This window comes from Streptomyces sp. NPDC005803 (assembly GCF_040630435.1).
Taxonomy (GTDB): Bacteria; Actinomycetota; Actinomycetes; order Streptomycetales; family Streptomycetaceae; genus Streptomyces.
In genome coordinates, this window is record NZ_JBEXXO010000002.1 from 24,179 (window position 1) to 47,919 (window position 23,741).

General features: G+C 67.8%; 21 protein-coding genes and 5 pseudogenes. 14 read left to right on the plus strand and 12 right to left on the minus strand.

From position 1 onward, the window contains the following. Positions 1–55: 55 nt before the first annotated feature. From ABZ454_RS02705 to ABZ454_RS02725, 5 genes are all read right to left on the minus strand, one after another. Positions 56–793 (minus strand): TIGR02391 family protein, encoded by a 738-nt coding sequence (locus tag ABZ454_RS02705; protein ID WP_359535770.1) that lies wholly within the window; start codon positions 791–793, stop codon positions 56–58. A gap of 144 nt (positions 794–937) precedes the next feature. Further along, positions 938–1,351, minus strand: coding sequence for a hypothetical protein (locus tag ABZ454_RS02710; RefSeq protein WP_359535771.1), 414 nt, complete (start codon positions 1,349–1,351; stop codon positions 938–940). After that, positions 1,348–3,498, minus strand: a complete 2,151-nt coding sequence (locus tag ABZ454_RS02715) for an integrase (protein WP_359535772.1) — start codon at positions 3,496–3,498, stop codon at positions 1,348–1,350. Before ABZ454_RS02715 ends, ABZ454_RS02710 begins: the two co-directional genes overlap by 4 nt. Continuing rightward, complete coding sequence (locus ABZ454_RS02720; protein WP_359535773.1) at positions 3,495–5,147, minus strand: hypothetical protein; 1,653 nt, start codon at positions 5,145–5,147, stop codon at positions 3,495–3,497. The genes ABZ454_RS02715 and ABZ454_RS02720 overlap by 4 nt, the downstream gene beginning before the upstream one ends. A gap of 77 nt (positions 5,148–5,224) precedes the next feature. Then, positions 5,225–6,604: a site-specific integrase gene (locus ABZ454_RS02725; RefSeq protein ID WP_359535774.1), complete on the minus strand. Its 1,380-nt coding sequence runs from the start codon at positions 6,602–6,604 to the stop codon at positions 5,225–5,227. A 376-nt stretch (positions 6,605–6,980) separates the two neighbouring features. Here ABZ454_RS02725 and ABZ454_RS02730 point away from each other — a divergent pair, with 376 nt between their 5' ends. From ABZ454_RS02730 to ABZ454_RS02765, 8 genes and pseudogenes are all read left to right on the plus strand, one after another. Beyond that, positions 6,981–7,214, plus strand: coding sequence for a hypothetical protein (locus ABZ454_RS02730; protein ID WP_359535775.1), 234 nt, complete (start codon positions 6,981–6,983; stop codon positions 7,212–7,214). 159 nt (positions 7,215–7,373) lie between these two features. Then, positions 7,374–7,772: an NUDIX domain-containing protein gene (locus tag ABZ454_RS02735; protein ID WP_359536163.1), complete on the plus strand. Its 399-nt coding sequence runs from the start codon at positions 7,374–7,376 to the stop codon at positions 7,770–7,772. A 53-nt stretch (positions 7,773–7,825) separates the two neighbouring features. Beyond that, positions 7,826–8,221, plus strand: coding sequence for a hypothetical protein (locus ABZ454_RS02740; protein WP_359535776.1), 396 nt, complete (start codon positions 7,826–7,828; stop codon positions 8,219–8,221). 85 nt (positions 8,222–8,306) lie between these two features. Next, positions 8,307–8,681: a hypothetical protein gene (locus ABZ454_RS02745; RefSeq protein ID WP_359535777.1), complete on the plus strand. Its 375-nt coding sequence runs from the start codon at positions 8,307–8,309 to the stop codon at positions 8,679–8,681. Between the two features lie 1,095 nt (positions 8,682–9,776). Then, positions 9,777–10,034 (plus strand): hypothetical protein, encoded by a 258-nt coding sequence (locus ABZ454_RS02750; RefSeq protein WP_359535778.1) that lies wholly within the window; start codon positions 9,777–9,779, stop codon positions 10,032–10,034. A 149-nt stretch (positions 10,035–10,183) separates the two neighbouring features. Next, positions 10,184–11,737: an alpha/beta hydrolase gene (locus ABZ454_RS02755; protein ID WP_359535779.1), complete on the plus strand. Its 1,554-nt coding sequence runs from the start codon at positions 10,184–10,186 to the stop codon at positions 11,735–11,737. A gap of 117 nt (positions 11,738–11,854) precedes the next feature. Further along, positions 11,855–12,185: pseudogene (locus tag ABZ454_RS02760) on the plus strand (IS5/IS1182 family transposase); the annotation flags it as partial. Between the two features lie 1,107 nt (positions 12,186–13,292). Continuing rightward, complete coding sequence (locus ABZ454_RS02765; protein ID WP_356314474.1) at positions 13,293–13,511, plus strand: hypothetical protein; 219 nt, start codon at positions 13,293–13,295, stop codon at positions 13,509–13,511. Between the two features lie 174 nt (positions 13,512–13,685). Here ABZ454_RS02765 and ABZ454_RS02770 read toward each other — a convergent pair. Both ABZ454_RS02770 and ABZ454_RS02775 read right to left on the minus strand, forming a co-directional pair. Further along, positions 13,686–13,960, minus strand: a pseudogene (locus tag ABZ454_RS02770) (transposase); the annotation flags it as partial. A 56-nt stretch (positions 13,961–14,016) separates the two neighbouring features. After that, positions 14,017–14,108, minus strand: a pseudogene (locus tag ABZ454_RS02775) (IS5/IS1182 family transposase); the annotation flags it as partial. An 88-nt stretch (positions 14,109–14,196) separates the two neighbouring features. On the opposite strand from ABZ454_RS02775, the gene ABZ454_RS02780 reads away from it, so the two are divergent. Both ABZ454_RS02780 and ABZ454_RS02785 read left to right on the plus strand, forming a co-directional pair. Next, on the plus strand, positions 14,197–14,724 hold the full coding sequence (locus tag ABZ454_RS02780) for a GNAT family N-acetyltransferase (RefSeq protein WP_359535780.1): 528 nt from the start codon (positions 14,197–14,199) through the stop codon (positions 14,722–14,724). A gap of 24 nt (positions 14,725–14,748) precedes the next feature. Further along, positions 14,749–15,553 (plus strand): annotated as a pseudogene (locus ABZ454_RS02785) (IS5/IS1182 family transposase). 67 nt (positions 15,554–15,620) lie between these two features. Here the strand turns inward: ABZ454_RS02785 and ABZ454_RS02790 are convergent. Next, entirely contained in the window at positions 15,621–15,749 is a 129-nt protein-coding gene (locus ABZ454_RS02790) for an LPFR motif small protein (protein WP_356314477.1), read from the minus strand. Positions 15,750–15,968: 219 nt separating this feature from the next. Here ABZ454_RS02790 and ABZ454_RS02795 point away from each other — a divergent pair. Continuing rightward, a pseudogene (locus ABZ454_RS02795) lies at positions 15,969–16,168 on the plus strand (ABC transporter ATP-binding protein); the annotation flags it as partial. 135 nt (positions 16,169–16,303) lie between these two features. Here the strand turns inward: ABZ454_RS02795 and ABZ454_RS02800 are convergent. Further along, positions 16,304–17,692, minus strand: a complete 1,389-nt coding sequence (locus ABZ454_RS02800) for an MATE family efflux transporter (protein WP_359535781.1) — start codon at positions 17,690–17,692, stop codon at positions 16,304–16,306. Positions 17,693–17,801: 109 nt separating this feature from the next. Between ABZ454_RS02800 and ABZ454_RS02805 the strand changes: the two genes are divergently transcribed. After that, positions 17,802–18,326 carry a PadR family transcriptional regulator gene (locus tag ABZ454_RS02805; RefSeq protein ID WP_359535782.1) on the plus strand — a complete coding sequence of 175 codons (525 nt, stop codon included), beginning with the start codon at positions 17,802–17,804 and terminating at the stop codon, positions 18,324–18,326. A gap of 577 nt (positions 18,327–18,903) precedes the next feature. After that, positions 18,904–19,839, plus strand: coding sequence for a polyphosphate kinase 2 (ppk2, locus tag ABZ454_RS02810; protein ID WP_359535783.1), 936 nt, complete (start codon positions 18,904–18,906; stop codon positions 19,837–19,839). A 4-nt stretch (positions 19,840–19,843) separates the two neighbouring features. Here the strand turns inward: ppk2 and ABZ454_RS02815 are convergent, their stop codons facing one another. Both ABZ454_RS02815 and ABZ454_RS02820 read right to left on the minus strand, forming a co-directional pair. After that, positions 19,844–20,620, minus strand: coding sequence for a DUF4097 family beta strand repeat-containing protein (locus ABZ454_RS02815; RefSeq protein ID WP_356314494.1), 777 nt, complete (start codon positions 20,618–20,620; stop codon positions 19,844–19,846). A 1,069-nt stretch (positions 20,621–21,689) separates the two neighbouring features. Beyond that, the gene (locus ABZ454_RS02820; protein ID WP_359535784.1) at positions 21,690–22,358 is read right to left on the minus strand and encodes a class I SAM-dependent methyltransferase; all 669 of its coding nucleotides are present in this window, start codon (positions 22,356–22,358) and stop codon (positions 21,690–21,692) included. 61 nt (positions 22,359–22,419) lie between these two features. On the opposite strand from ABZ454_RS02820, the gene ABZ454_RS02825 reads away from it, so the two are divergent. Next, positions 22,420–23,106 carry a helix-turn-helix domain-containing protein gene (locus tag ABZ454_RS02825; protein WP_359535785.1) on the plus strand — a complete coding sequence of 229 codons (687 nt, stop codon included), beginning with the start codon at positions 22,420–22,422 and terminating at the stop codon, positions 23,104–23,106. Positions 23,107–23,201: 95 nt separating this feature from the next. Here the strand turns inward: ABZ454_RS02825 and ABZ454_RS02830 are convergent, their stop codons facing one another. Beyond that, the gene (locus tag ABZ454_RS02830; protein ID WP_356314504.1) at positions 23,202–23,732 is read right to left on the minus strand and encodes a GNAT family N-acetyltransferase; all 531 of its coding nucleotides are present in this window, start codon (positions 23,730–23,732) and stop codon (positions 23,202–23,204) included. Positions 23,733–23,741 lie beyond the last annotated feature (9 nt).

Here is a 23,741-nt window from a genome sequence, read left to right on the forward strand (position 1 = left end):
TGCGAGGGCCGCTGCGGCGGCCCGCCCCGACGGGCGAGCCCCTCCGCAGCCAGTACTACGAGGCGGTCTCCACCGTTGCGCTGTCGATCCAGCGGGCTAGGAGGCTGAAGGCGGTGAGCTGTTCGAGAGCCTCGTGCTCGGGCAGCTCGGGAAGGCCGTCCTCGTGGCTGTTGGGATTGCGAATCGCCGCGAAGCAGCCCTCTGCGAACGCCATGACCCCGCGCTGCATGCTCTTGAATGTGTCGCTGCCGTCGTCGGGCACGACACGCAGCTTGGGCCGACCAGCGACGGGCTGCTTGTCGTTCAGAGAGTCCTGGAAGAGCTTGGTCTCTGAGAGGTCCCGACGACCGAGCTTGTTCTGCGTCTCGGCATTGATCTTCCGTGCGGCGGCAGTGACCGCCTCACGGAAGTGACCGCTCTGCCAAAGAGACCTGGCCCCCTCCCACGCCCACGGATGGAGAGCAGCGGCACTGATCTGCGGAGCGTTGTCGCCAAGCCTTTCACTGATCTCCGCGTCAGCGGCGATCGTCGCCTTGGCGCGGACAGCCAGTTTGCGATGCCCCGTCCATCGCCGGTCCGGGCTCATGTTCATCTCAAGGTTGTCGCGCCACTCGGGATCGAGGCGAGCGAAGATCCGCTCGACTACGACGGCCTGGGCAGTGATCTGATCCTCTTCGCCTGCGTGCTGCCGCCCCGGTCTTCCGCTGGGAAGGCGCTTATCCACGATTGTGGTCATGTTGATGAAGTTGTCGAGCTGTTGATTGGCCCACTCAGGGTCAGCGATGTTCGTCACGAGGCCACCATGCGGCAGCACTCGCTTGTTCGGCTAGTCCATTCAAGCGACTTAGCGGCGTACGACTTCGTCGTGCACCATCGCGTACGGACCTGTGTGCTCAGCCGCCTGTTCGAGCCGGGGCGGCCCGCGAGGGCTGGAGGCTCAGCTGGTGTGCGGGCGGAACGCAATGACGTTGTCCGGGGTCTGGGCGGGCTCCGCCGGCGGCGCCTCTGGCCCCTGGGTGAGGACAGCGCTGGCGAGGGTCAAGTTGGTCACCAGCTGGCGGAGCTCTTCAAGCTCGGTTCGCTGGTTCGCGATGGTCTTCTTGAGCTTGGCGACGGTCGCCCGCAGCTGCTTCTCCGTCTCCGGGACCTGCTTGGTCTCCGTGCGGACGCGCTCTTCGAACTCGTTCTTCAGGTCTGCGTGCCGCTTGTAGAGAGCCATGCGGTGGACGCCGGCCTCGGCGGCGAGCGCGGCGGCGGTGAGGCTGCCGTTGGAAGCGGTGGCCTTGCCGGCCAGCAGCCGGTCCATCGCCTCGCGGATGAAGGTGCGTTCGTCCTGGTTCTGCTGGTTCAATTCAAAGCCTCGGCGGTCTGGGCGGTGGCGTCATGGGCGTCGGCCATCTTGCGGAAGTTGTCGGCGTTGCGACGCAGCCGGGTGGCGAGCTTCTCCGGGACGAAGGTGGCCTTGATATCGATCTCGTCGGCCTTTTCCCGCATCTGCTGTGCGTGGGCGTCGGTGCGGACGGTGTTGCCGCAGCCTTGCTGGCAGGCGTACTGCCTCGGCGCGGTCGCTCCCGGATCGGGTTCGCAGAGCGCGTTGTCCCGCTTGAACGCGCAGATCAGAAAGGCGTCCGGGTTGTCGTAAAGCACGATGCCGCCCCGAGCGAGGAACCTGGCGGCCTTCTTCGCGAACGTCGTGGGGACGATCCGGCCCTCGAACCGCGGCGTCATCGCAGCAGCGGTCAATGCCCGGCGAGCGGCCGGGCCGGAGACCTTCTCCCCAGCAGCGACACGGTCGCGCAGGTGGGCGGCGGTGTCAGCGGCCGCCAGGGCCGTCTCGATGTCGAGGACGGAGTGGATGCCACCGCGGCTTCGGGAGCCGTAACCGCTCGAGGTCCGGGCGTCCAAGATGGTGCGCAGGTGTCCGTACTGGATCGCGAGCGCGACCAGCCCTCCGGGCTGTCGGGCGATGTGCCAGGCCAGGGTCCTTCTGAACCGGGACACGCCGAGCGCGCCGTGGGGGTCCTGGGGGATGGACTGGTCCGACAGCCCTTGCACTTGGGCCTCCTGGTTTACCCATACGATGAAGTCCTCGATCCGAAGGTTCAGGGCGTGTTTCTTCAACGCTCCATGGCGGCCTCGTCGTCTCAGGAAGTCGTGATGGGTGGCGCTGAACAGCAGCTCACCGTGGGGAACCATGCGTTCGAGGGTTCGGATCGCCCGGACAACAGGGGTGATCGCAACCCAGGGGACAGCGCGTTGTTCACCGGCGTAGACGTGGTTGCCGTCGTCATCGGTGACGTTCTTGAAGTGACGGCTGCGGATCAGGTGGCGCTTGACTGTGCGGTCTGAAGCAGGCTGCGGGTCAGGACAGCAGCCTGACTGCAGAGCTGCGACTTCCTGTGGACGCATTCCCGTCAAATAGAGGCATATCACCAAGGCGGCGGTTCCGAGATGCCGCATCAACTCGGCGGCTTCGTGGTAGTCAAGGGATTCGCGCCAGGGGCTTCCCTTGATGCGACCGGTGACCGGCACTTGCATAGGGCAGGGGCCAGGCCGTTGGGCGGCGAGCGAGGTGAGCCCGTGCCGAACATTCAGCCGGTCGACCTGGGCGAGGCTAGCGCCGGTTGTGCCGGCGAGGTAGGCGCGAGCGAGTTTGAGGGTTCCCTGCCTCCCCATGGCGGGCAGCTGGGCCCCTCCGCGCAGAAGGGGCAGCACCAGAGCCTCCAGTGCGACTCGCCCAGAGATCGTTGTCCGGTTTGTGGTGGCGAGAGATCGCAGGCGACAGTGTTCAGCCCACGCGGCCAGGATGTCGTCGGCGAAGTCTTCGACCATGCGGATGGCCCAGACCAGCAGTGGTCCGATGACCTGAGGATCGAGCGGCTCGGTCGAGTTCTCGGTCCTGGCACTGGCGGTGTCGGCAGGGGGAAGGAAGTCGTCGGCGCCCTCGGTGTCCCACGGGGGACGGTCGATTCCAGCAGGACGTGCGCTGAGCTGGTCGAACAGCCACAGGTCTGTCAGCCGCCCCAGGACTTTCTCGGCTTCTGTCCGGCTGCATCTGTCCGTCCAGCGCTGGGCAATGTACCGCCGCCATGCGTCGGTGTCGCATTCAGCGAGATCTGTGATCCCATGCGCGTGAAGCCAGCGGGCCAGCCGCATCCATTCACGGCAGGTGACCTGAAGCACGCCGGCGGAGCGGCGAGCTCGGGCCCGTGCACCGCGGGTCTGCAGATACGTGGATCGGAGGCGTCCGTTGATCATGGTCCAGGCGGCGAGTTTCACCTGGCCGTGGAGGTCTCGGGGGCATTTCTCCCAGTTGATCGCGGTGAGGTCTACTCCGGGGTTGTCGATGAGCGGTGCCAGCGGCCAGAGCGCGTCCCGGAAACGCGCGTTGTGGTGCGAATTGCCGGGCCGAATCCACTGAGGAAGCACCACCAGTGTGTCGCCTGCGGGCATGGGCAAGGTGTAGGGGTCGTCCTGGTGGGCGAGGGCGCTGGTCATGGAGCGAGGTTCCCTTCCAGCAGGAGATCAATGACGAGGTGGTCGTCCTCGTCGACCTGGCCCAGGGCGGCACTCCAGGACGCCGGGCCCAACTTGCTGCGCAGGTCGTCCAGCCGGAGCAGGTGATCTTGCCAATGCCTGTTCCAGGAGTCCTCGTGCAGTGCGGATCGCAGACTGAGGAGGCGTTGGTGCAGATGGGCCAGACGAGGGTGGTGGCCAGGGTGAACGTGAGCGTTGGGACAGGCCAGACAGAGTAGGTAGTCCGCTCCGCAGTCGCCGTCCCCGGTCGGCCAGGGACTGGCCGTCGCGTCCTCGCAGTCGGCCGTTGCCGTTTCTTGGTGCCCGGGCACTCGCTGTGGACTCAGGCTGCCCCTGAACACGACGTCCCGGGCCTGTTCCAGGGCCTCGGCCGCTCCATCTGCGATGACGCTCTGGGCGGCTCGTTGGACGTGCTTGTCCGGCAGGACGTAGACGCTCTCGTGTGTCCCCTGCGCCTGCTGCAACGGACGGCCTTCGCGAGTTACTGTCGTCCTGCGCGTCCGCTGGAACGGCGATCCGCCCAGTTGGTGTGCCCGCGCCCACCGCTTGCCGTCGGTGCCCGAGACGCCGAAGGCGAGCGGACCGACCGGCATAGGGCGGTCCAGGTTCTCGTGCTCCTGACCGATCCGGCCTGTGCGGGCTACCATCAGCAGATCAGTGCCTGGAGCCAGGCGGGCGGCCAGATGACGGCTGTGCTCGGTCGCTTCCAGGGCCTGAGTGATCAGTCGCCCGCGAGAGCCGGCCCCGGAGTCGGTGATGTTCTCCGTTGAGTACCAACGTCCGCCGCCACGGCGGCGCTTCTCGATCTGGACCTGGTAGGTCTTAGCTGCTCTCTCTGCCACTGCGGGCGCAGTGGTGGGCGTGGGCATGCGGTCATAGACGGACAGGTTCCATCCGAACCTGTCCGTAAGGAGGACGGCCAGCGCCGTCAGTTCGCCGCGGGTGAGGAACAGCCGCCCCCAGGTGCCCTCGGGCCTCCTCCCACCAGGGAGACGGTGGTTCCTCATGAAGGCTTTGCCCTGCGGGCCGACCTTGCGGGGGACGTCACCAGTGCGGGCGACATCGTCGAGGATCTGGCCAAGCCGCCACTCACGGCTACCTTCATCAAGCGCGCCGGACCGCCACTGATGCAGCAGCTCAGAGTTCTCCCGAATTCGTAGCAGGGCCGCCCGGAACTGCTTCTGCGCGGCCAGCCGCACCCGTTCTCGGTCCTCCTCGTCGTAAGACTGCTTACTCGGACTGGAACTGGGAATGCGCCGGGCAAGCTCCTCGGCCACCGGTCCGTCAGCCAGTCGGGGATCCCGCCAGAGCAGGGCACGGACGAGCTGCAGCGCGTTCCGCCCCGCGCTGGATCCGATGTGCTGCGTGCGCCAACGCTTGAGCATGGCCGCGGTCAAGCCGTCCAAGTCCGACGGGGGGTTCTCCACCTTGGACAGGAACCGCGCGAACAGGTGCAGCTTCTTCCATGTGCTCTCCGCCGTTCCGTGGCTCGTCCACCGGACGGACTGGGCGGCGAAAAGGGCAGCCAGGGACTGCTGCATCGGCGCGGCCACGGCCAACTGCGCGAAGTCGAACTCCTTTGCGTGGCCCGCTTTGTTCAGTACGGTCACCACAAGTGTGCCTTGAGCCAGCGGGGCCTCGGCGCGGTGCCCAGATGGCGGCCGGGCAGCACGACGCCCGCGGGGGCTCACGGAGCCCCCTCGAGGAGGCTGTCGATGTCCTGGATTCCCTGCGTCTCCCGAGCGAGGCGCGCGAAGACGTCGTCCAGGCTCTCGACGTCTTCGCCGTCGGCGGTGGTCTCCGCGGCCGCCAGGATGGACTCCAGCTGCAGGTGCGACACGGGTGCGAGATAGTGGCGCTTCGTGGTCTCCACGTCGGAGTGCCCGAGGAGGGTCTTCACCAGCCACCACGGATCGCCGAACAGCATGGCGAAGTCACGCAGGTCCGCTTTCGTCAGACCGTACCGGGACTCGAACAGCTCGTTCAGCAGGATCAGCATGTAGAGCGCCATAGAGTGCCTGGCGGCATGCGGGGTGGCGTACGGGCTCTTGCCACGGACGTTCGCCAGCCGGAACCTCCGGTCGACCTTCCGTTCCTCCTCGTTGAGCAGGACATCTTCGCATCGCAGGTTCGCGCTCCTGAACACGCCGTTCCAGCGATCCGGTTCCATGGGCAGGCCCTGTTCGGTCAGCCACAACCAGGCCGGCTCCGGCCCGTCCGGCCCTTCCAGAAACAACCGTCGTCGCTCGCGCCAGCCCAAGAGGCTCAGCTCCTGCCCGCCGGCGACGCCGTTGGCGTCCACCCATTCCACCTTCGGCTTGCTCCCGCGTGTCACGCTCGTGACCAGCCGCATCGTCGTCAGTCGGTCGTAGCAGCCCGCAGCCTGGGCCCGCTGAACGGCCCAGGCCCGCTCCGACTGGACATACGCCTCGACCTGGCCGACAGCGTCCACGGACGCGTAGAACGTGCGGGTGTTCTTCGCCCTCGTCACCGCGCCCGCGATACGGCCATGCAGGTAGCGGCCATGCCGCAGGTGCTGGGTCGGCAGCTCGAACGTCAGCAGCGAACCGCCCTCCTGCCGACGCAGGCCCGAGCTCAGCAGAAGCTGCACGAAGCTGGTGTTGCGGATCTCCGTCCGCGACTCCCACCCGGGCGCCGCCACCCCGGCCCGGGTGTGGCCGCGCAGCCCGACGTCCGACCACAGGCCCCATGTCCGCGGCGTCAGCCACGACACCCGCGCGCTGACCGAGTCTGGGGCCCGGTCCTCTCGTCGCGATATGTCTACCGGCAGAGGGTAGACCTTGCCCCACTTGAACAGCTTCGTGAACGCCGCCGCCTCGCGGTTCCACTTCGTCCCGCCGACCCGTTGGGGGTTCTCCAGGGCTCGGCACCGCCAGTCGCGGAAGTCCACGAGATCCTGCTCGGTCGCCTGCTGCCACGACACTCCGCGCGAAGACAGGAAGTCAAGAAGGATGCGAATATCCGTCGCGTAATTTCGCTTGGATTCCCGTTCCAGGTTCCGGAACTCCTTGGAACGGACGAAATCCAACAGGCTCGAATCGACCATGCCGTCCGGTCGCACGAATACAGGTCGCCCGGCATCAGCCTGATCTGGGACACCCCCGTCGGCAGGTCCTGTACCCCCAGCACGCCACCAGTTGGGAGCGTCCCCCAGTGCTCTGGATCCGGTACCCGCACCACATGCCACGTACTCAACCTGCGCCTCCCCTGATGCTTGAACACGCTCAATCATCAGGGAAACCGGTCACCCGGACCACCGCCGCACCCACCAGGCCGCTCTCCTCGCCGCTCAGGCCGCGGGCCTCCCGCACCTCCACCCTGAAGCAGGTGAACCCTGGCAACCGCACGCCCTGTACTGCGCGACGCACCCCGAGTCAGGTGTCAGGGAGCTCAGGCCGCATCTGGGGGCCGTCGGCAAAACCGTGCTCGCGGTCCCGGACCCGTACGCCACCACCACGGTCGATATCACCCCCTGGTGGGAGCAGAAATGGGCCGCGGTGTCTTCGCACCGCGCGGAGGTCGCCCGCGAACGGTCGCTGCCCGGAATCCTCGCGCGCCTGCCCGAGCCGATCCGGCGCAGGATCATCGCGACCGAATTCTTCACCCGCCTCGTGCCCGGGCCCGCCCCGGACGCCGCCCATCAACTCACTCGCTGACAGGGCCAACACCCTCCATTCCTGCCCCGTCCCCTTCTGACTCGGGGAGCCATGACAACCACATCCGCCCCCGGTGAGCCCCCAGGCAGCGCCCTGACCGACGAGGCGTAGGGCGCCCAGCGCGCCTCGGCCGCTCTGTGGTCGGGCACGTCTGTACTGATCACCCATCAGTTCGGTCAGATACTGGTCCAATACGTCGACCATCGCGACACATGTCTCGCACCAGGCGGTGGTCTTGACCAGGGCGAATCCCCCGCTCGCGGCACCGCCCGTGAACTGGAAGAGGAACTCGGCGTCACACCTGTCATCGATCGGTGCCTGGCCGTGGACTGGATCGCCGCCGTAGGAGTCGTAGATCAAGGCCGGTGTCGGAGGTATCCGACACCGGCCTTTGGTCGTTCGCGGGGGTGGTGCCGGCTGCGGAGACCTATGGCTGCGGGCGGACTGCGTACCTCAGGACAGCGCTTGGCTGCCTGGCGCGAAATGCGGGCGGGGTATCGGGGGAAGGTTCACGGTCGGCCATGCCTCCACCTGACGCGTAACGCCAAACGAAGATAAAATGAGATGGTCGTTACACCCTCCGAGTACATTGCCGCTTCACGGGAGCAGCCATGGCCGACGTGGTTTTTGCCAACAGTGAGAATCCGATAACCCCGAGCATTTCGATCATCCATGACGACGAATCGTTCCGTGTCGAATGGGTGGCTTTCAACGTCAGCACCCAAGACCTTCCGTCCTTCGTCGACCGTCTGCTCGTCGAGAGGATCCCGGAAGGCTGCCCCGGTTCCGACGACGTCGAACATGAGGCCGTCTTCGACAGCGACGTGGACGGGGACCCGGCGGACTTCACCGAACCGGATCTGCTCGCGGGTGAGGCGGGCCCGCTGATGCAGCCCCAGGTGGGGCCGTTTCCGGTCGGGGACTACCGGCTCACCGTGACGCTGGCCAACGACCTCGGAGTGGGGCACACGACGTTCCACTGCGTTCCCGTCGTGGCCGCGGTCTGAGCCGGCGGAGACGCGCGGGCAGAGGCAGTACCGAGGGCGGAACCGGACAACCGATCCGGTGATACGCACGAGCTGAGGAGAAATCATGCCTTACGGCGGAGCAGCCGCAGGCCCCACGTGCCCGGGAGCAGCGACGGCGGACACCAATGTTTCGCTGAGCAGTTCCCATTGGTACGAAATCGTCAATGACACGGACGACCCGATCGTCGTGGACATCGTATGTGAATTGTCCGATTCAGAAGGGCATACTGCGTCCGAGGTCCGCCGTGAGTCGATAGGGCCGCAGAACGACACGACCGCCACAGAGACGCTGTATCTGGTCGCCGCCTATCCCTCGCCGGGCCAGGTGACCGTCACGGCCACCACGACGCTGTCGGGCGATGTGTCGACGAGTGGGTCCAACATGTGCACCTTCAGCGTTTCGGAGGACGCCCTGTCTACGAGGTCCCCCTCACCGTGAACGCGGGCGGCCCGCGGCTCTTGCGCCGCGTGCGGCGGACCACGCGTCGCCCAGTGCGCTCGGGCGGGCGCGTCCGGTCGGCGGCCCGGCAGGCCAGCGCGTAGCCGGCGTTACCCGGTGCATGCCCCACCTCCCCTTCGCAGACGACCGTGGAAACGGACAGCGCTTCCTCGATCTTTTGGCGGCGGGTCGACTACCAGCCGATGAGCCGCTGGCCGGTCCCGCGTTCTTCACGACGGACCGGCGGCCGGGCGTCACCTCGCGCGGCCCGCACGCCCACCCGAGTCGAGCGGACCCCTCCTCCATGCAGTACAGGGTGCACAGGCCGTCGAACTCGACGATGTGGGCAAACAGCGTTTCCGCAAAGGGGAGTTGAGCGACGCTCCACATGAGCGGGAATGGCTGGCTTGATAAGAGCCACGGTGGAGACGCCCGTGCGAGCGGTCGGATGCCTTGGGCGTACTTGGTGTGCGCCGGCACGATGGACACGAACGTCGAAAGGCGGCGGAGGCTACTTCTCCTTTTGGATCCACCGTTTGACGATGGGCGGCGTGGAGACGGAGCAGGCGATGTCTGCAGCCGGACTGCCTGGAGTGCGCAGACCCTCCAGCAGCACCGAACAGATTCAAACGCCTGCCGAGCTTGTTCTTTACCTACCGTCCGCGTCATAGGACGAGGATGGGCGGTTCCAGACGGCATCTGACCGGCCGACAACCTTGCGAAGTTCGCGGGCGCTTCGTGGCGATATGGCCTGCATGACGGTGTCGAGGAGGGCACGTGCTTCGAGGGGGTTGCCGCAGCAGTACCAGTGCACGTTGCCCCACTCGTAGTCGTGCCACAGATCCCGCTCGGGCTGGTGGACGTAGTTCTTCCACAGGACCGCAGCCGTACTGACATCGCCTGGCTGCAGATAGTTGCGGGTGTGCTCGAGACGGGTGATCTCGGAAAGTGCACGCGAAGACAGGCCGTCGATGATTGGCCTTGCACCCATTGTCAGGTAGCTTCCGGGGGCGCCGGAACGGATCTGTCCTGGCCGTCTACGCGGCATGGACCTTTCGGTTCGTCGTCATGCGGTACATGGTGCCACGGTCTCGAATGGCTTCTCGAACGGATCCGCTCGCAGCGCTCAAGGAGCCCGCCGACCAGCTGCCTACCGAACTTCAGCAGCGCGGACAGCCGCCACCACGCGAACAACTACTGCAACGGCGCAAGGCCTTCATCTGCCATCTGCGGGCGGGTCTCCTGCGCCGCCTGCCACCCAAGGCCGTGGCGGGCGCGCTCGCCGGGCCGCCGCACACCCAGCAGCCCAGCCGTCCAGCCCACGCCGGTCGGACCGCAAGAGGAGTCGCGTGAGCACAGGGCGGGCTCAATTTCTGGGCGCTCTCGCGAGCCGAGCCGTCGGAGGCGACTTGTACCCTGCACTCATTCGACGATCGGACGATCACTGGCTCGGCCAGGTGGGCACGGGGCGGGCGTCCAGGAGCGGGAGCGCGGGGATTTCGATGAGTGACGCACATCCGATACGAAGCCGCAGACCGGGCCTGTCGGTCGGTGCGCGCATCATCGCCGGGCTCGTCCTTGCCGCGATCGGGGCCGTCGCCGCCTGGCTCCAGCACGACGCTCCCCGCCGAAGTGCGGAGCCGCGTACGGAATTCACCGCGAAAAATCCGCCCGCCGGTCTGCCCACCGCGCTCACCACCGGCCAGCACCTCCACTGGTCCCGCTGCACCTCGCCGCCCACCGCGCGCACGGGCTACGACTGCGCCGCCATGAGGACCCCCCTCGACTACCGGAAACCGGGCGGCAGGACGATCGACGTCGCCCTGATCCGCCGCAAGGCCACCGGCCCGAACGCCCGGCGCATCGGCTCGCTCGTCCTCAATTTCGGCGGCCCCGGCGTGTCCGGCGTGAGCGGACTGCCCGAACACCTCAACCAGTACAAGCCGCTCCTCGACCGCTACGACCTGGTCTCCTTCGACCCGCGCGGCGTGGGCGCGACCATCCCCGTGCGCTGCGGGAAGACCGCGGACGACACCGGCTACGAAGGTGCCGACGCCTGCGCCGAACATTCCGGAGCGCTCCTCCCGTACATCGGCACCTCGCACACCGCGCGCGACCTCGACCTGATGCGCTACCTCCTCGGGGACGAGCGGCTGCACTACTTCGGCGTCTCGTACGGAACGGCGCTCGGCGCGGCCTACGCCCACCTGTACCCGTCGCACGTGGGACGGCTCGTCCTCGAAGCGTCCGTCGATCCGACCGAGGACCTCGACGAGGAGCAGGTGTCGCAGGTCAAGGCGGTCCAGGCGGCGTTCGACCGGTTCGCTGCGCACTGCGCGGCCCGCATCCGCCACTGCCCGACCGGCGACGGGCCCGAGGAGGCCGCGCGTCGCATGGCGCGCCTGGCCGACCGCCTGAGGAAGAAGCCCGCCCCCGCCGGCGGCGGAGAGAACCTCGACGCCGACGACCTCGCGTACGCCGTCGGCGACCATCTCGACCTCGGCACGGACGGCTGGTCGCCGCTCGCCAAGGCCCTCACCGCGCTGATCGACCACAACGACGCCCGTCCGCTGAGCAAGGGCGCGGACGACATCGGCTCCGCCGACCAGACTGCGACCCCACGCGACAACACCCGCGCCGCCCTGACCGCGATCACCTGCGCGGACTCCAGCCTGCGCCCCGGCTTCGAACGCCTCGACAGGGACGCGGCCCGCGTCAAAGCCGCCTCACCCGTCTTCGGCACGGCCTGGTCCATCGGCGTCTACCTCTGTTACGACTGGCCGTTCGACGGCGAGCGCGCCACGCCCCAGGTGAACGCCGCCGGCGCGGCCCCTGTCCTAGTGGTCGGCGGCACCGGCGACCCGACTACCCCCTACCCCGGCGCCCGCCACATGGCCCGCGCCCTGGGCGACGGCGTCGGCGTGCTCCTGACGGCCGAGGAAGAGGGCCACGGCACATACCCGCAGAACCGCTGCGTCACGGAGACGGTCAACCGATACCTCCGCACCGGCCACACCCCGACCCCGGGGAAGGTGTGCCGGGGCAGCATGTCATGAGGCCCGTACGCATCCCTCAGGCGGCAGCCCGCACACCGGATCGCTCGCAGGGGCCCCGGCGGTGCACCATCACATCGCCCGGTCCGAGACCGCGTTCGGCTGGGCGCCGGCCGAGCGGTCGGCTTCCGTGGGGTGACGGCCTGGCGGCGGCTGTGGGAGTGGACCGAGGCCGGCGCCTGGGCGCGTCTGCACGAGGTGCTGGCCGAGTTGCGCAAGGCGGGGCTGCTGGAGATGGACGACGCGGCGGTCGACGGGACACACGTCCGGGCCCTCAACCGGGGGGTCACACCGGACCTTCGCCGGTCGACCGCGGGCGTCCGGGAAGCAGGCACCACCTGATCACCCAGCGGAACGTATCCCCCTTGTGGTGTCCCCGACCGGCGGAAACCGTCATGACGTCACGCAGTTGAGGCCTCTACACGACGTATTAGCCGAACCCGCCATCCGCCCGTGCTCCGGAGGGGGATGGCGGGATGTGGCGGGATTGCGTCCCCGAAGCGAGGAGGCGCGGCGCCATCTCCCTCCGGAACTTCAGGGGAGCGCGATTCTCATCGCTCCCACGGCGGAGGCGTTGCAGGCGGCATTCGACGCGCGCTGAGCGTTCCGCCCCCTACCGGGGTGCCCATTCTTTCAGCCGAGTCACGTTCGGATCCGCGGTCTCCGTGACAATGCGTCGGCCAACGGCCCCGCACGAGCCCTGCCGGGCGAAAGCACGTCCTGATTCATGTCCGAGGGGCCCGGGCACAGGACCGTCCTGGCGTTCAGGCCCAACCACCCCGAGGACGGCGTCGGCACACCCGCCCGGGCCCGCACAAGCGACGGCCCGGACGGCAGCGTCGTCTTCGAGGGAGCGCGGAACGGCCGATGAGGCTGTGGGCGTGCCCCCGGTGATCGAGCGGGGCGAGCGTCTCGTTCAGTTCGTGCATCGCCTCCGCATTGGACAACTGCACACGGGCCGCAAGGACGATGTCGGCGGCTGGCGTGGGACGAACGTCCGACCGGGCGAGCGAGCGACCCGACGCGGGCTGCGGGGGTGGGACGGGTGTGCTGGAGCTGGGACACGGCGTACGCAAGTTGCCCGGCAGGTCCTCGGATGCGGTCTCTTCTCGGCCGCGTCTTACACGGCCCGGGGCGGGCTTTCTCTGGGTTGTCGCCGTCGGGCGAGCCCGTCCGTCGCACGCGGTGGCATGAGGTCTTCGGAGCCCGTTCCTCCCACCGGGCCGGACGTCGGGCAGCCCCTTCGTGGCGCGGAGGTGCTCGGCGTCGCGCGCCGTGCGTACCCGTATGCCATCCCTGAGTGGCGCGTGACCATCGATACCGTAGCGCTCTCTTCCCTCGTCGACGTCTGCCATCCGGGGCGGGGTGATGCCGGCAGAACGGGCTCGCGCGAAGTGGCGTGGAGCGGGGATCACCAACCCGTGAGGCAGGCGTGAGGCGGGCTGGCGCCTGCGGTTGCGATCGACGCGATGACCGACGGCCACAGTGACCTGATCGCCCCGAAAGCGTTGAAGAAACACACCGGGCGCGCGCCCGACAACGAATCCGAGGGAAACCGATGAAGAGCAAGACCGTCATGCAGATCAGGACAGCCGCTCTGATCGCCGTACCGTCCATGGTCCTCGTGGCTGTCGTGAGCACTGCTGGCACGGCGGAGAAAGCGCCCCGCGACCTGCCCCCGACGGTCGGGGCGATGAGGGTCGCGCCAAACGACGGCGGCGTGGGGGTCCATTTCTGGCAGGGAATCTCGATTACTGATGAGTCAGGTGACTTCTGAGTCGTCAGCGACTGTTTCTGAAGCGATCGGCCCGGGGGGCTGGGCGTTGGCCCCTCATGGGCTTCCGTTCGCGGAACGGTCACTGTGACCCTCCCGCGAATGGTCTCCCAAGGCTTCCCTTTCGTGCGTTCTCGTTCCGACCTGCTGATTCCAAAGTTCCGAAAACAGGGACTCGCGTGGGGTGGGGCGGGTTTTTGGCGGCCTGCCGACCGCCTTGGGCGGAAGGGTTTCGGTGCTCCGGCGGGGCAGGCGGCTTGAAGGCGCAGGTGCCGAGAGCGCGGCGGATCCGGGCGGGAGTGAGTCCGTCGAGTGGGACGCACTGTCTCCCACGGCCGTCGGAGGTCGGCTGCCAGCGGGCAGGCGAGTCTGGGCCGGTTGATTACGGCCAGGAGCAGCCAGGTCCAGCGGTCGGCACATTCCGGAGCGCGGGTCTTCGGGCTGGCCCAACCCGTTCATACGGCGTCATCCCCTGAGCCCGTGACGGAAGGATTTGCTCCCTGGGCCGACGCAGAACCGCCACCAACTTCCCGGTCGGGGGCTCAACCCCGTGAACAGGGCTATCCAGGACGGCACCGACGCCGTGATCACACCAGCCACACGGAAATCATCTCCTGTGGCCCGGGCTCCGCGTGATGTCGCGCAGAATCCGGTGGTGCGGCACGGCTCTGGCATCAAGAATCACCGGATGCATGAAGTGAAGCTGTCCGACGGGATCATCACTCTGTCCCCCCTGCGCGTGGACGATGTCGAGGCGCACCTCGCCGGGGAGGACGAGCTACTCGTTCGTTGGCTCAACGGCGGTCCCGGCACGCGGGAGGGCATTGAAGCGTATTTCCGGCACTGCCGGGAGCAGTGGGACACCGCCGGGCCACTTCGCGCGTTCGGTATCCGGATGGGTGCCGACGAGGTGCTTGTGGGCACGATCGACTTGCGGTTCGCAGGAGAAGGCCTGGCGCCCGGCCAGGTGAATGTCGCCTACGGCCTCTATCCGTCCTGGCGGGGGCGTGGCCTGGCTACTCGCGCGCTCCTGTCGGTGTCCGAGTACGCCGCGAGTGAGGGCGGAGCGGAGGCGGTAATCCAGGTGGAACCGGAGAATCCCGCATCTGCCGCAGTCGCACAGCGGGCAGGATTTACCCCCTGCGCGCCGACGCGCAGCACGGCCGACACACGCTTCGACTGGTACATCCGGGACCTGCACGACGCCGCCCGGTGACAACCCAGAGTTACCGGACAGCCCTTGGGTGACGAATCAGGACTCGTTGGCCCATCATCCCTGTTCCACCCCCTGTGGGACCAGTTCCGCGCGCTGATTCCTGACCGGCCCGAGTTCGATCCGACCATCCATGGGCGTGCCACCGCCGCCGGGTGCCCCACCAGGTCGTCTTTCGCCGCGTCGTAGACGCCTGAACCACGGCTCGGGAGTGAGCGGATCGCCGGCAAGGAGAGCTCGGCCACTGCGATCCGCCGCCGGGTCAGAGAATGGGCTCACCTCGCACTCGCCACGCGGCTGCACGCGATCGCCCTGGCCGCCTACGACACGGTGATCGGCCTGAACCACAATGATTTGTCTGCTGACGGCTGTCACACCAAGGCCCCTTGCGCCGCGGCCAAAGCCGGACCGTCACCGGACGACCGTGCGAAGCAGGGACTCAAACGCTCCACGTTGGTCAACGCCAATAGAATCCCGTTGGGCATTGCGTCGGTCGGCGCGAACCGGCATGACTCGAAACTGCTAGAACCGACCATCGAGGCGGCCGAAACATGGGCGGCCCTGCCGTCGAATCCTGGACGATCACAGGCTGATCGGCGAGATAGCCGTTAAGGGCATCCCGGCTCCGATCCACGTTGTCAAGCGGTGAGTGGTCGAACGTACGCAGTCAGGATGAACGGCTACGGCAAGCTCCGGACGTGAGTCGAATGCGGCGGCGAGCTCGTCGATTTCTACCTCTCGCCGCCTCGTTCATCTCCGTCCGCGCGCTGATCCGCCGAGTGCGCAAGCTCTCCCGCTGAAGCACAGGCCAACAGCCCGCCGACTCCGCTGACCAGTGACGTTCGCTCTTAAGCGATCAGTAGGAAGCACCGGGCAAAGCTTCTGGATCCTGGACACGTTCAGTGGTGGCCGTGGGCGGTGTCAGAAGCTCCGCCGAAAAGCCGCGCGACAGCGCGGAAGGGGAGAGTGACAACGGTAGCAATGGCACCGCCGACAGAACGAAATACGTCTGCAATTGCCTTCAGCATGCTACTTCCTCCGTTCAATGGCGTCGACACGGTGTGCCGCAATACGCTGTTGATCAATCGCATACCCGGCCTGCCGGCGAGAAAACCAAGGCGATTTTCGTCGGCTACGCGTTGCAAGCGCAACATAACCGCGGTGGGCGGGCACGCGGGAGTTGCGCGGTCCCGGCGACAAGCCCCCGCCAACCCAACGGCGCTCGCCCCTGCGCTGGTGCGGATGGCGGGGCGATGGCAACGTACGCGGAGCGGCGGATCACTCCCCGGCTGACGACGGAGAAGGACTCCGCGTTGGTCGAGGCGGTGTGCCAGGTGGAGGCCTCGGCGTACGCGGGGACGGCTTCCCGGACCAGCACGAGGCGGCCGAGATGGGGGTGATCCGCACGCACGTCACGGTCACCGACGACCAGCGGTTGCTGACCGCACCGCACTGATCCGCATAGTCACCGGTGGCGCGTTCTCAGCCCGGGCCCTGTCCGACAGGTCTTCGCGGCCCAGCTGCGCCGCGTAGGCCCGGTGCCGCTCGGCTACATCCACGCCGGCGACAACCAATACCTTCATCAAGCAAGTCGGTTGTCAGGTGAAGGGCTGTCGGGTTTTGCCACGGCGGTCTTCAGCCGACTGTTGTCGCAGTGTGTGACCGTCGGATGTCCCGTGCGCCCATACAACTTGGCGATGGCTGCGCACTGAAGTGCCATGGCCAGCGCCATGGCCAGACAGATCCCGGGCAGCCCCGAACCCGACAGGCTGAATGCAAGTGCGAGTTGCAGTGCCACGCCGCACACCGTGATCCGCGCGAGGGCGGCGCTGCCACCGCTGCCCTCGAACACCCCGCCCAGCGCGATGAAGCATGCGAGAAGCACCAAGTACGGTCCCAGGCAGCGCAGATAGAGTGCCCCCGCCCCGACCACCTCTCCCTCGCTGCCGAATGCACGCATGATCGTCGGCCCGGCTGCGAGCAGTATGAGCAGAGCCGTGAACCCTAGCGATCCGGCGAGGAGCAACGCCTGCCGTCCGATGTCCCGTCGCTCGTCGCGGCCGGCACCGAGTAGATGGGCGGTGCGGATGGCGGCGGCCTGGCGAACCGCGTAGAAGGCCATGGTCGCGACGTACATCGCCTTCGTCGCGATCCCGTACGCGGCGACCTCACTGACGCCGATCCGGGCGACGATGGCGACAAGCGCGAGCGCCCCCGCCATTCGTGCGACGAAGTCAGCCGACATGGGAAGCCCTGTCGCAGCGGTCCTGCCCGCATCGGCACTGAGCGAACCGGCGCGGTTCGGGGCTGCCTGGGCTGCCTGCCGCAGTACGCCATTGCGATGCAGCGCCGCAAGGCCGCAGATGAGCGCGGCTGTCCGGCCCAGCACTGTGGCGATCGCTGCCCCACGCACCCCGAGGTCGAATCCCAGGATGAACAAGGGATCCAGCCCGAGAATCAGGCCGTTCGCGAGGATCGCCAGCTTCATCGGGGTGCGGGTGTCGCCCGTGCCTTTGAGGATGCCGTCTACGACGTTGGTGGCGAAGAACACCCCGATTCCTGGCAACGCGATCGCGAAATAGCCCGTGGTGAGGGGCAGCGAGTCGCCGCTGCCGCCGCCGAGCACGAGGTGGGCGAGCGGTTCGCGGCCCAGGTATCCACCGATGGCGACCAGAGGTGTGACGCCTGCCCACAGGACCCATCCGCCGCGCACGGCGGATCGCATCGCTGCCGAATCCCCCGCTCCTCTGGCTCGCGCGACCAGCACAGTCGTGCCCGAGCCGGCGACGAGGATGACGCCGAGCAGCAGGTTCTCGAGATTCGTGGCGACAGCTACCGCGGCAACAGCGCTCCCGCCGAGCCGAGCCACCCAGACCATGTTGATGATCCCGGCCGCGACCCCCGCGAGTAACTCGAAGTAGACCGGATACGCGAGCGACACCAGCGTGCGTCGGTGTTCTGCTGCCCCCATGACTGCCCCCTCTTTTCGCTGTACCTCTAATCGAGGTACAGCGAAAAGAGATAGCATGGCAGGATGGGCCGAGCAAGCGCGCCGACAGGCGCGGGAAGGAGTTCGGGGCATGCTGGAGCTGTCGATTCTGGGCTTCCTCTTCGAAGAGCCTCTGCACGGATACGAGGTGAAAGCCCGCATCCAGGGGCTCAGTGGCCACATCCGCCCTGTAAGTGACGGAGCGCTCTATCCGGCTATCTCTCGGCTCGTGAAAGCGGGTTCGATCAAGCAGCACACCGAGCCTGGAAGCGGTGCCGCACCCCGCCGGATCCTGTCACTCACGGAGGCGGGCCGCACCGAACTGCTGGCCCGATTGCGGCACCCCAAGGAGGCCGAAATCACCGATGGGCAGCGCTTCTTCACGCTGCTCGCCTTCCTGCACCATCTCCCGGACCGTGCCGAGCAGGCTGCGGTGCTGCGTCGGCGGCAGACCTTCCTCTCGATCCCGGCGAGCTTCTTCTACCGCGAAGGCGAGCCCGTACGAGCCGAGGAGGCGCCCACCCTCTTCCAGCAGGGCATGCTGCGCATCTCCCGCGCCACCGGCACCGAGGAAAAGAAGTGGCTGGCCGAGGCCATCGGCAGCCTGGAAGGTTGAACACTGGCCGATGGAGGCGCAAGGCGCCTACAGGCCGTGGGCCCCCGCGCCACCAAGGGATGGGATGTGCCCATCTTCAGCCGGTCATTCGTCCAGTTCCTCCCGGGCCCGGAAGCCGGGTGACGTGCTGAACCCCCCCGATTTACTCGCGGGTCTGCTCCGACTCCAGGGACAGCTCGGTGGCGGCGCGGAGCGGGGCGTGAAGACCTTCCCTCTCCGCTGCGAGCCCCGCTTTGATCTTCGTCAGGGTTCGCGCAGCACGATGTTGTCGTCGGCCATGCTCTGGACGACCTGCGGAGCGAATTTCTGCGCCTTGGCCCGCGGCCGGAACTCGTCCATGAGCTCTTCGTGATCGCCGTAGACAACGTCGCGCCATAGCCCGCACTTGGCGATCAGCTCGGTCCCCGTGAGCTTTGGCGGTGCCGGTCGTCCACCGCGTCGGCCTCCATGAACTCGACTCCCGGAAGGTGTCCGTACAGGCTGCGGGCCTTGATGGCGGCTTGCGCCCACCGCCCCAACCGCCTGGTGGCGCTACGCCCGGACGGGTGACAGGCTTGATCAGGTGGACCGTGACCGGATGGAGAAGCAGCTGCTGGACGGCTTGACCGTCGACACCAGCCGGCCCGAGCAGCCGATCCTGCTCGACGAGGCGGGCAGGCCGATCAAGACCTGGCGGGAGAACTACCCCTACGACCGCAAGATCCACCGCAAGGAGTACGAGCGGATCAAGCGCATCCTGCAGATCGAGATGCTGAAGCTCCAGCGGTGGACCAAGAGCACCGGCGCACGGGTCGTGGTGGTTTGCGAGGGGCGGGACGCGGCCGGAAAGGGCGGCACCATCCAGCGGTTCACCGAGCGCCTCAACCCGCGTGGCGCGCGCATCGTGGCCCTGGACAAGCCCACGGACCGCGAGCGCGGCCAGTGGTACTTCCAGCGCTACGTGGCCCATCTGCCGGCGCCCGGCGAGCTCGTGTTCTTCGACCGCTCCTGGTACAACCGGGCCGGAGTCGAACGGGTCATGGGCTTCTGCACTCCGTCCGAGTACGACCTCTTCCTCGGGCAGTGCCCGGAGTTCGAGAAGATGCTCGTCGACGACGGCATCATCGTGGTCAAGTTCTGGTTCTCGGTCTCCCGCGCCGAGCAGCGCACACGCTTCGCCATCCGACAGGTCGACCCGGTCCGTCAGTGGAAGCTCTCGCCCACGGATGTGGACTCCCTTGATCGCTGGGACGACTACACCACTGCGAAGGTCGACATGTTCCGCGCCACCGACACCGAGCACGCGCCCTGGACCGTCGTGAAGAGCAACGACAAGCGCCGGGCACGCCTCGAAGCGATGCGCAGTCTGCTCGCCCGCATCGACTACACGGCGAAGAGCGACGAGGCGGTCGGCAAGCCGGACCCCCTCGTCGTGGGCCCGGCCGCCACCCTGCTGGAACCGGGCGAGGAGGACACCGCTCTCTCGCCCACCCGCCTCGCCCCGCACGCCGAGGGGCCGGGCGAACATCCCTGATCGCTCAGCCGCGTGTGGCGGTGACGTCACCGTTGACCGTGGTCAGGGTCATGTCGTGCCCGTTGCGCTCCGTGGCGGAGGGGAACGCTACCGAGGCACGGCCGTTCCGCGTCGTCGCGTCGGCGGCGTAGTCGGGCGCGTCGCTGGGCAGCGTCACCCGCACAGAGCCGTTGGTCGTGGCGGCGTCGAGACGGGCCGGTGAGGTGGTGCTGCTGAGCGTCACGTCACCGTTGACGGTCTCCGCGTGCAGACGCGCCGAACTTAGAATGCCCGCGCGCACGGAGCCATTGCGGGTGACCAGACGGACGGTGGCGTCGTCGAGGCCGGACCGGGCGACCGTCACGTCCCCGTTGACAGTGGTGAGGTCCAGCGCCGCCGCGAGGCCGGCCACGTCGATGCCCGCGTTCCTGGCGGTGACCGTGACCGAGACCCCGGCGGGGATGCCGACCGCGGGCATGCGGGGGCACTGCCCGTCCTCGTGATCGCCCTGCTCGTCGGGCGCGGGATCTTCGTCCCCGGAGCAGGACAGGTCGAGGACCCAGGTGTCGTCCCGGTGGGACCAACGGCTGTCGATCCGGGTCTCGATGACCGCCCGGTCGTCTTCGGCCGGCCGCAGACGCACGCCGTTGTCGGTCGTGATCACCAGATGCGATCCCCGGCCCAGGTCGGGCGGCGCTCCATCGAGCCCTGCGCCGGGGTCCCCGCCGCACGCCGCCAGGAGGGGAACGGCCGCCAGCAGTGCGGCCCATCGCGATCGATGCGTGAAAGCCGTGAGGTTCATGTTTTTTCGTCTTCCCTGCGCGAAGCCAAGCCATCCCATGGCACACGGTCCTGACTCAGCGGGACAGCAGCTCGATCAGCTGGTACGGGACCAGGAAGAAGCCGAGAACCAGCGGCTACGAGCTGCCGCAGGCGACGCCGCTCGTCCCCAGCACCCACGTCCGCCAGCGGAAACGGCCTAGATCTTTTCGACGTGCCGAGGGTGGTACGCGACCGGTGACCTGGAGGGTGATGCACGACGGGTGACCTGCTGGGACGCGGCCAGACCGGCTCCGCCACGGTGCCGGGCGCACGGAACCGTTTGACGCCCTTCGCATCGACGAAGCCGACCATAGGTTCATCACGAAGCTCGTCGTCAGAGTGCTGCGCGCCAACCGGGGCACCGCGGCCACCGCCCACTCGGCGTCAAGGGCTTCCAGTGGAAAGCCCCGGCCGGTCGGGGGAGGCCTGCCGGGGCCGTATGAGGGGTGTGGGTACGGAGGGTGGTCGCCTCTCGGCGGAGGGCTCCACGGGGCTTCAGCCGAACGATCTTCCCCATGGGCTATAGGTGAGGCCCGGGGACACTGTCCCCTCCGTACCCACATGCAGATGAACGCTCAACTATTCGTGGGCATTCCCCGGCCCCGCGGCCCCGTTGACGAGATGGTCCAGACAACGGTGCCCGGTCACGGCAGACCACCTCCACCCCGGGCCGTTGCGCAACGACGCGAGCGAGGCACCTCTCCCCCGGCACCTGGCAGGTGCCGGTACTGCCTGCCTGCCCCAGCACCTGCCATGCCTGGTCGGACAACTCCCGCCGGGCCCGGGCTTGCGCTCCATACGGCCCTCCGTCCGCGGACACCAACACCCAGCACAGTGACGCCGCACGGGCGCCGAAGGACCCTGGACCCCGTTTCAAGTCCTCGGTGAGCCAGTCGTACGGCTGCGCGCCCTCGGCCAGGACCGCGCCCACGGCGCGGTCCTGAGTGCGGCTGGTCCAGTGGGCCGCAACGAACGCTCCGTAGGGCCGGCCCACAGTGCCCGGTCGTGAAACTTGCCGCAAACCTACAGAAGCCTGCGACGGGAGATTGCTAGGCGTCGCGGCGCAGTGTGAACCAGAAGGTCGGCACCGAGTTGGTGCCTGGTGTGACGTCGAGTAGTTCCCAGCCGGGGAACCTGGCGCGGAGCTCGTCGGCTGTGACGCCCGCCGCCCACGACGTGATCTCGGTGGTCGAGCTGCCGAGCGGCTCGGGGCCGTACCCGAACATCAGCAACAGTGCTCCGGGAGCGGCGCGGTGGGTGAGTCCGGCGGCGTATGCGTCGCGGCGGTGCAGTGGGACCCCGCAGTAGCAGCTCAGGTCGAAGAACAGGTCGAAGGGGCCCGGCACGTTCAGCTCGTCGAGGCGGGTGGCGTCCCCGTGCAGCAGCCGCACCGCGACTCCTGCGTCCGCGGCCTTCTCACTGGCCTGGTCGACTGCGCGATCGATCAGGTCGACTGCCGCCACCTCCCAGCCGTGCCGTGCGAGGTAGATGGCGTTGGTCCCCGTGCCGCAGCCCAGTTCGAGAGCGCGGCCGGGCGGCAGCGCGCCGTGTCCCTCTACCAGGGCGACCAGTTCGGGCGGCGTCACGCCGGTGTCCCACGGTGGCTTGCCGGCGTGGTAGTAGCCCTCCAGTGCCTGGTGGACGGACTCCTCCTCCGGGTCTCGTCGCGTTGAGGCCGGGGCCGGTTCCGGCTTCCGGCTGGCGTTGGACTGGTCCATCGTCCCCTCCAAGATATTAGAGTTAAACTCTAGTGACACACTCTAGAGCTAAACTCGCGACATGGAGCATGTCAAGCAGCCGGACAAGCGAGCGGAGCGCTCACGCCGCACGCGTGCAAAGATCGTCGAGGCGGCGCGCGAGCTGTTCGTCGCGCAGGGGTACGGGGCGACGAGCCTGCAGGAGGTCGCGGACCGGGCGGGCGTGGCCGTCCAGACGGTCTACTTCGTCTTCCGCAACAAGCGCACGCTGTTCAAGGACGTCGTCGACACGTCCATTGCGGGGGACACCGAGCCGGTCGCGACCATGGATCGTGAGTGGTTTCGCGCCGCGTGCGCCGAGCCCACCGCCGTCGGCCAACTGCGCGCGCACGTCCACGGCACCGGCGAGATCCTCGGCCGAGTCGCCCCGATCATGCCGCTGATCGCGACAGCCTCGGCCACCGACCCTGAGATCGCCGCACAGTGGCCGGACGGCCCCGACCCGCGTTACACCGTGCAGTACGCAGCGGCCGAAGCCCTCGTCCGCAAGCCCGACACCCGTCCTGAGCTCTCCGTCGAAAGGGCGGCGGACCTGCTGTTCGGGCTGCTCAGCCCGCAGCTGTACCTGATCTTCGTCCGCGACCGCGACTGGTCACCGGACACGTGGGAGGAGTGGGCCCGTACCGCCTTGACCTCCCAACTCTGCGCCGACCCCGGCCAAGCGGACGGACGTCACGATGGTCCTCCAGCCCGCAGTGCTGGTGGCTGACCGCCTGGCCGGCCTCCTGCGGGCCAGAGGGAACTGTTCCGGCCGGCATGCCCTACAGAAGAGCAAACGCGGCCGGCGAAGCACCGGACCGGGCATCAGGGCCTCAGCAGTCCGCCCACCCACCAGTCATGCGGCTTGCCGTCGTTGGCGATGCCGCGATTGCGCAGCGTCCCTTCGACGGTGAAGCCGAGTCTCTCGGCTACAGCACGCGAGCCGGTGTTCCCGGCCATGGCCCACCACTCGATGCGGTGCACGTCGAGGGTGGCCCAGCCCCATTCGCACAGTGCCCGGGCGGCCTCCACCGAGTACCCGCGTCCGCGCTGCTCCTTGACCGCCCAGTAACCGAGCTCCCAGACGCCGCGGCTGATGAGGGTCAGGCAGTACGAGCCGACGAGGGTGCCGGTGTCCTTGCGGAACGCGCCGAGGGTGTAGTCCTTGTCCTCAGCCCACTGGGCGGGCAGCTTCTCGCCGACGAGCTTCTCCGCGTCCGCACGCCGGTAGGGCACCGGCACCGGGGTGTAGAACTGGATGTCCTCGTCCTGGCAGGCTTCGTACACCACATCCACGTCGGCAGGCGTGAAGGCCCGCAGCACCAGACGATCAGTCTCAAGACTCACTGGATCCATCGCGGCAGT

Bases quoted from the DNA above. Each gene is read 5' to 3' on its own strand.
- ABZ454_RS02815 (WP_356314494.1), bottom strand. From the start codon at position 20,620: ATGAACCTCACGGCTTTCACGCATCGATCGCGATGGGCCGCACTGCTG.
- ABZ454_RS02725 (WP_359535774.1), bottom strand. From the start codon at position 6,604: ATGGTCGATTCGAGCCTGTTGGATTTCGTCCGTTCCAAGGAGTTCCGG.
- ABZ454_RS02740 (WP_359535776.1), top strand. From the start codon at position 7,826: ATGGCCGACGTGGTTTTTGCCAACAGTGAGAATCCGATAACCCCGAGC.
- ABZ454_RS02765 (WP_356314474.1), top strand. From the start codon at position 13,293: ATGAAGAGCAAGACCGTCATGCAGATCAGGACAGCCGCTCTGATCGCC.
- ABZ454_RS02715 (WP_359535772.1), bottom strand. From the start codon at position 3,498: ATGACCAGCGCCCTCGCCCACCAGGACGACCCCTACACCTTGCCCATG.
- ppk2 (WP_359535783.1), top strand. From the start codon at position 18,904: ATGGAGAAGCAGCTGCTGGACGGCTTGACCGTCGACACCAGCCGGCCC.
- ABZ454_RS02755 (WP_359535779.1), top strand. From the start codon at position 10,184: ATGAGTGACGCACATCCGATACGAAGCCGCAGACCGGGCCTGTCGGTC.
- ABZ454_RS02825 (WP_359535785.1), top strand. From the start codon at position 22,420: ATGGAGCATGTCAAGCAGCCGGACAAGCGAGCGGAGCGCTCACGCCGC.
- ABZ454_RS02800 (WP_359535781.1), bottom strand. From the start codon at position 17,692: ATGGGGGCAGCAGAACACCGACGCACGCTGGTGTCGCTCGCGTATCCG.
- ABZ454_RS02830 (WP_356314504.1), bottom strand. From the start codon at position 23,732: ATGGATCCAGTGAGTCTTGAGACTGATCGTCTGGTGCTGCGGGCCTTC.
- ABZ454_RS02780 (WP_359535780.1), top strand. From the start codon at position 14,197: ATGCATGAAGTGAAGCTGTCCGACGGGATCATCACTCTGTCCCCCCTG.
- ABZ454_RS02750 (WP_359535778.1), top strand. From the start codon at position 9,777: ATGGCTTCTCGAACGGATCCGCTCGCAGCGCTCAAGGAGCCCGCCGAC.
- ABZ454_RS02820 (WP_359535784.1), bottom strand. From the start codon at position 22,358: ATGGACCAGTCCAACGCCAGCCGGAAGCCGGAACCGGCCCCGGCCTCA.
- ABZ454_RS02790 (WP_356314477.1), bottom strand. From the start codon at position 15,749: ATGCTGAAGGCAATTGCAGACGTATTTCGTTCTGTCGGCGGTGCCATT.
- ABZ454_RS02745 (WP_359535777.1), top strand. From the start codon at position 8,307: ATGCCTTACGGCGGAGCAGCCGCAGGCCCCACGTGCCCGGGAGCAGCG.
- ABZ454_RS02805 (WP_359535782.1), top strand. From the start codon at position 17,802: ATGCTGGAGCTGTCGATTCTGGGCTTCCTCTTCGAAGAGCCTCTGCAC.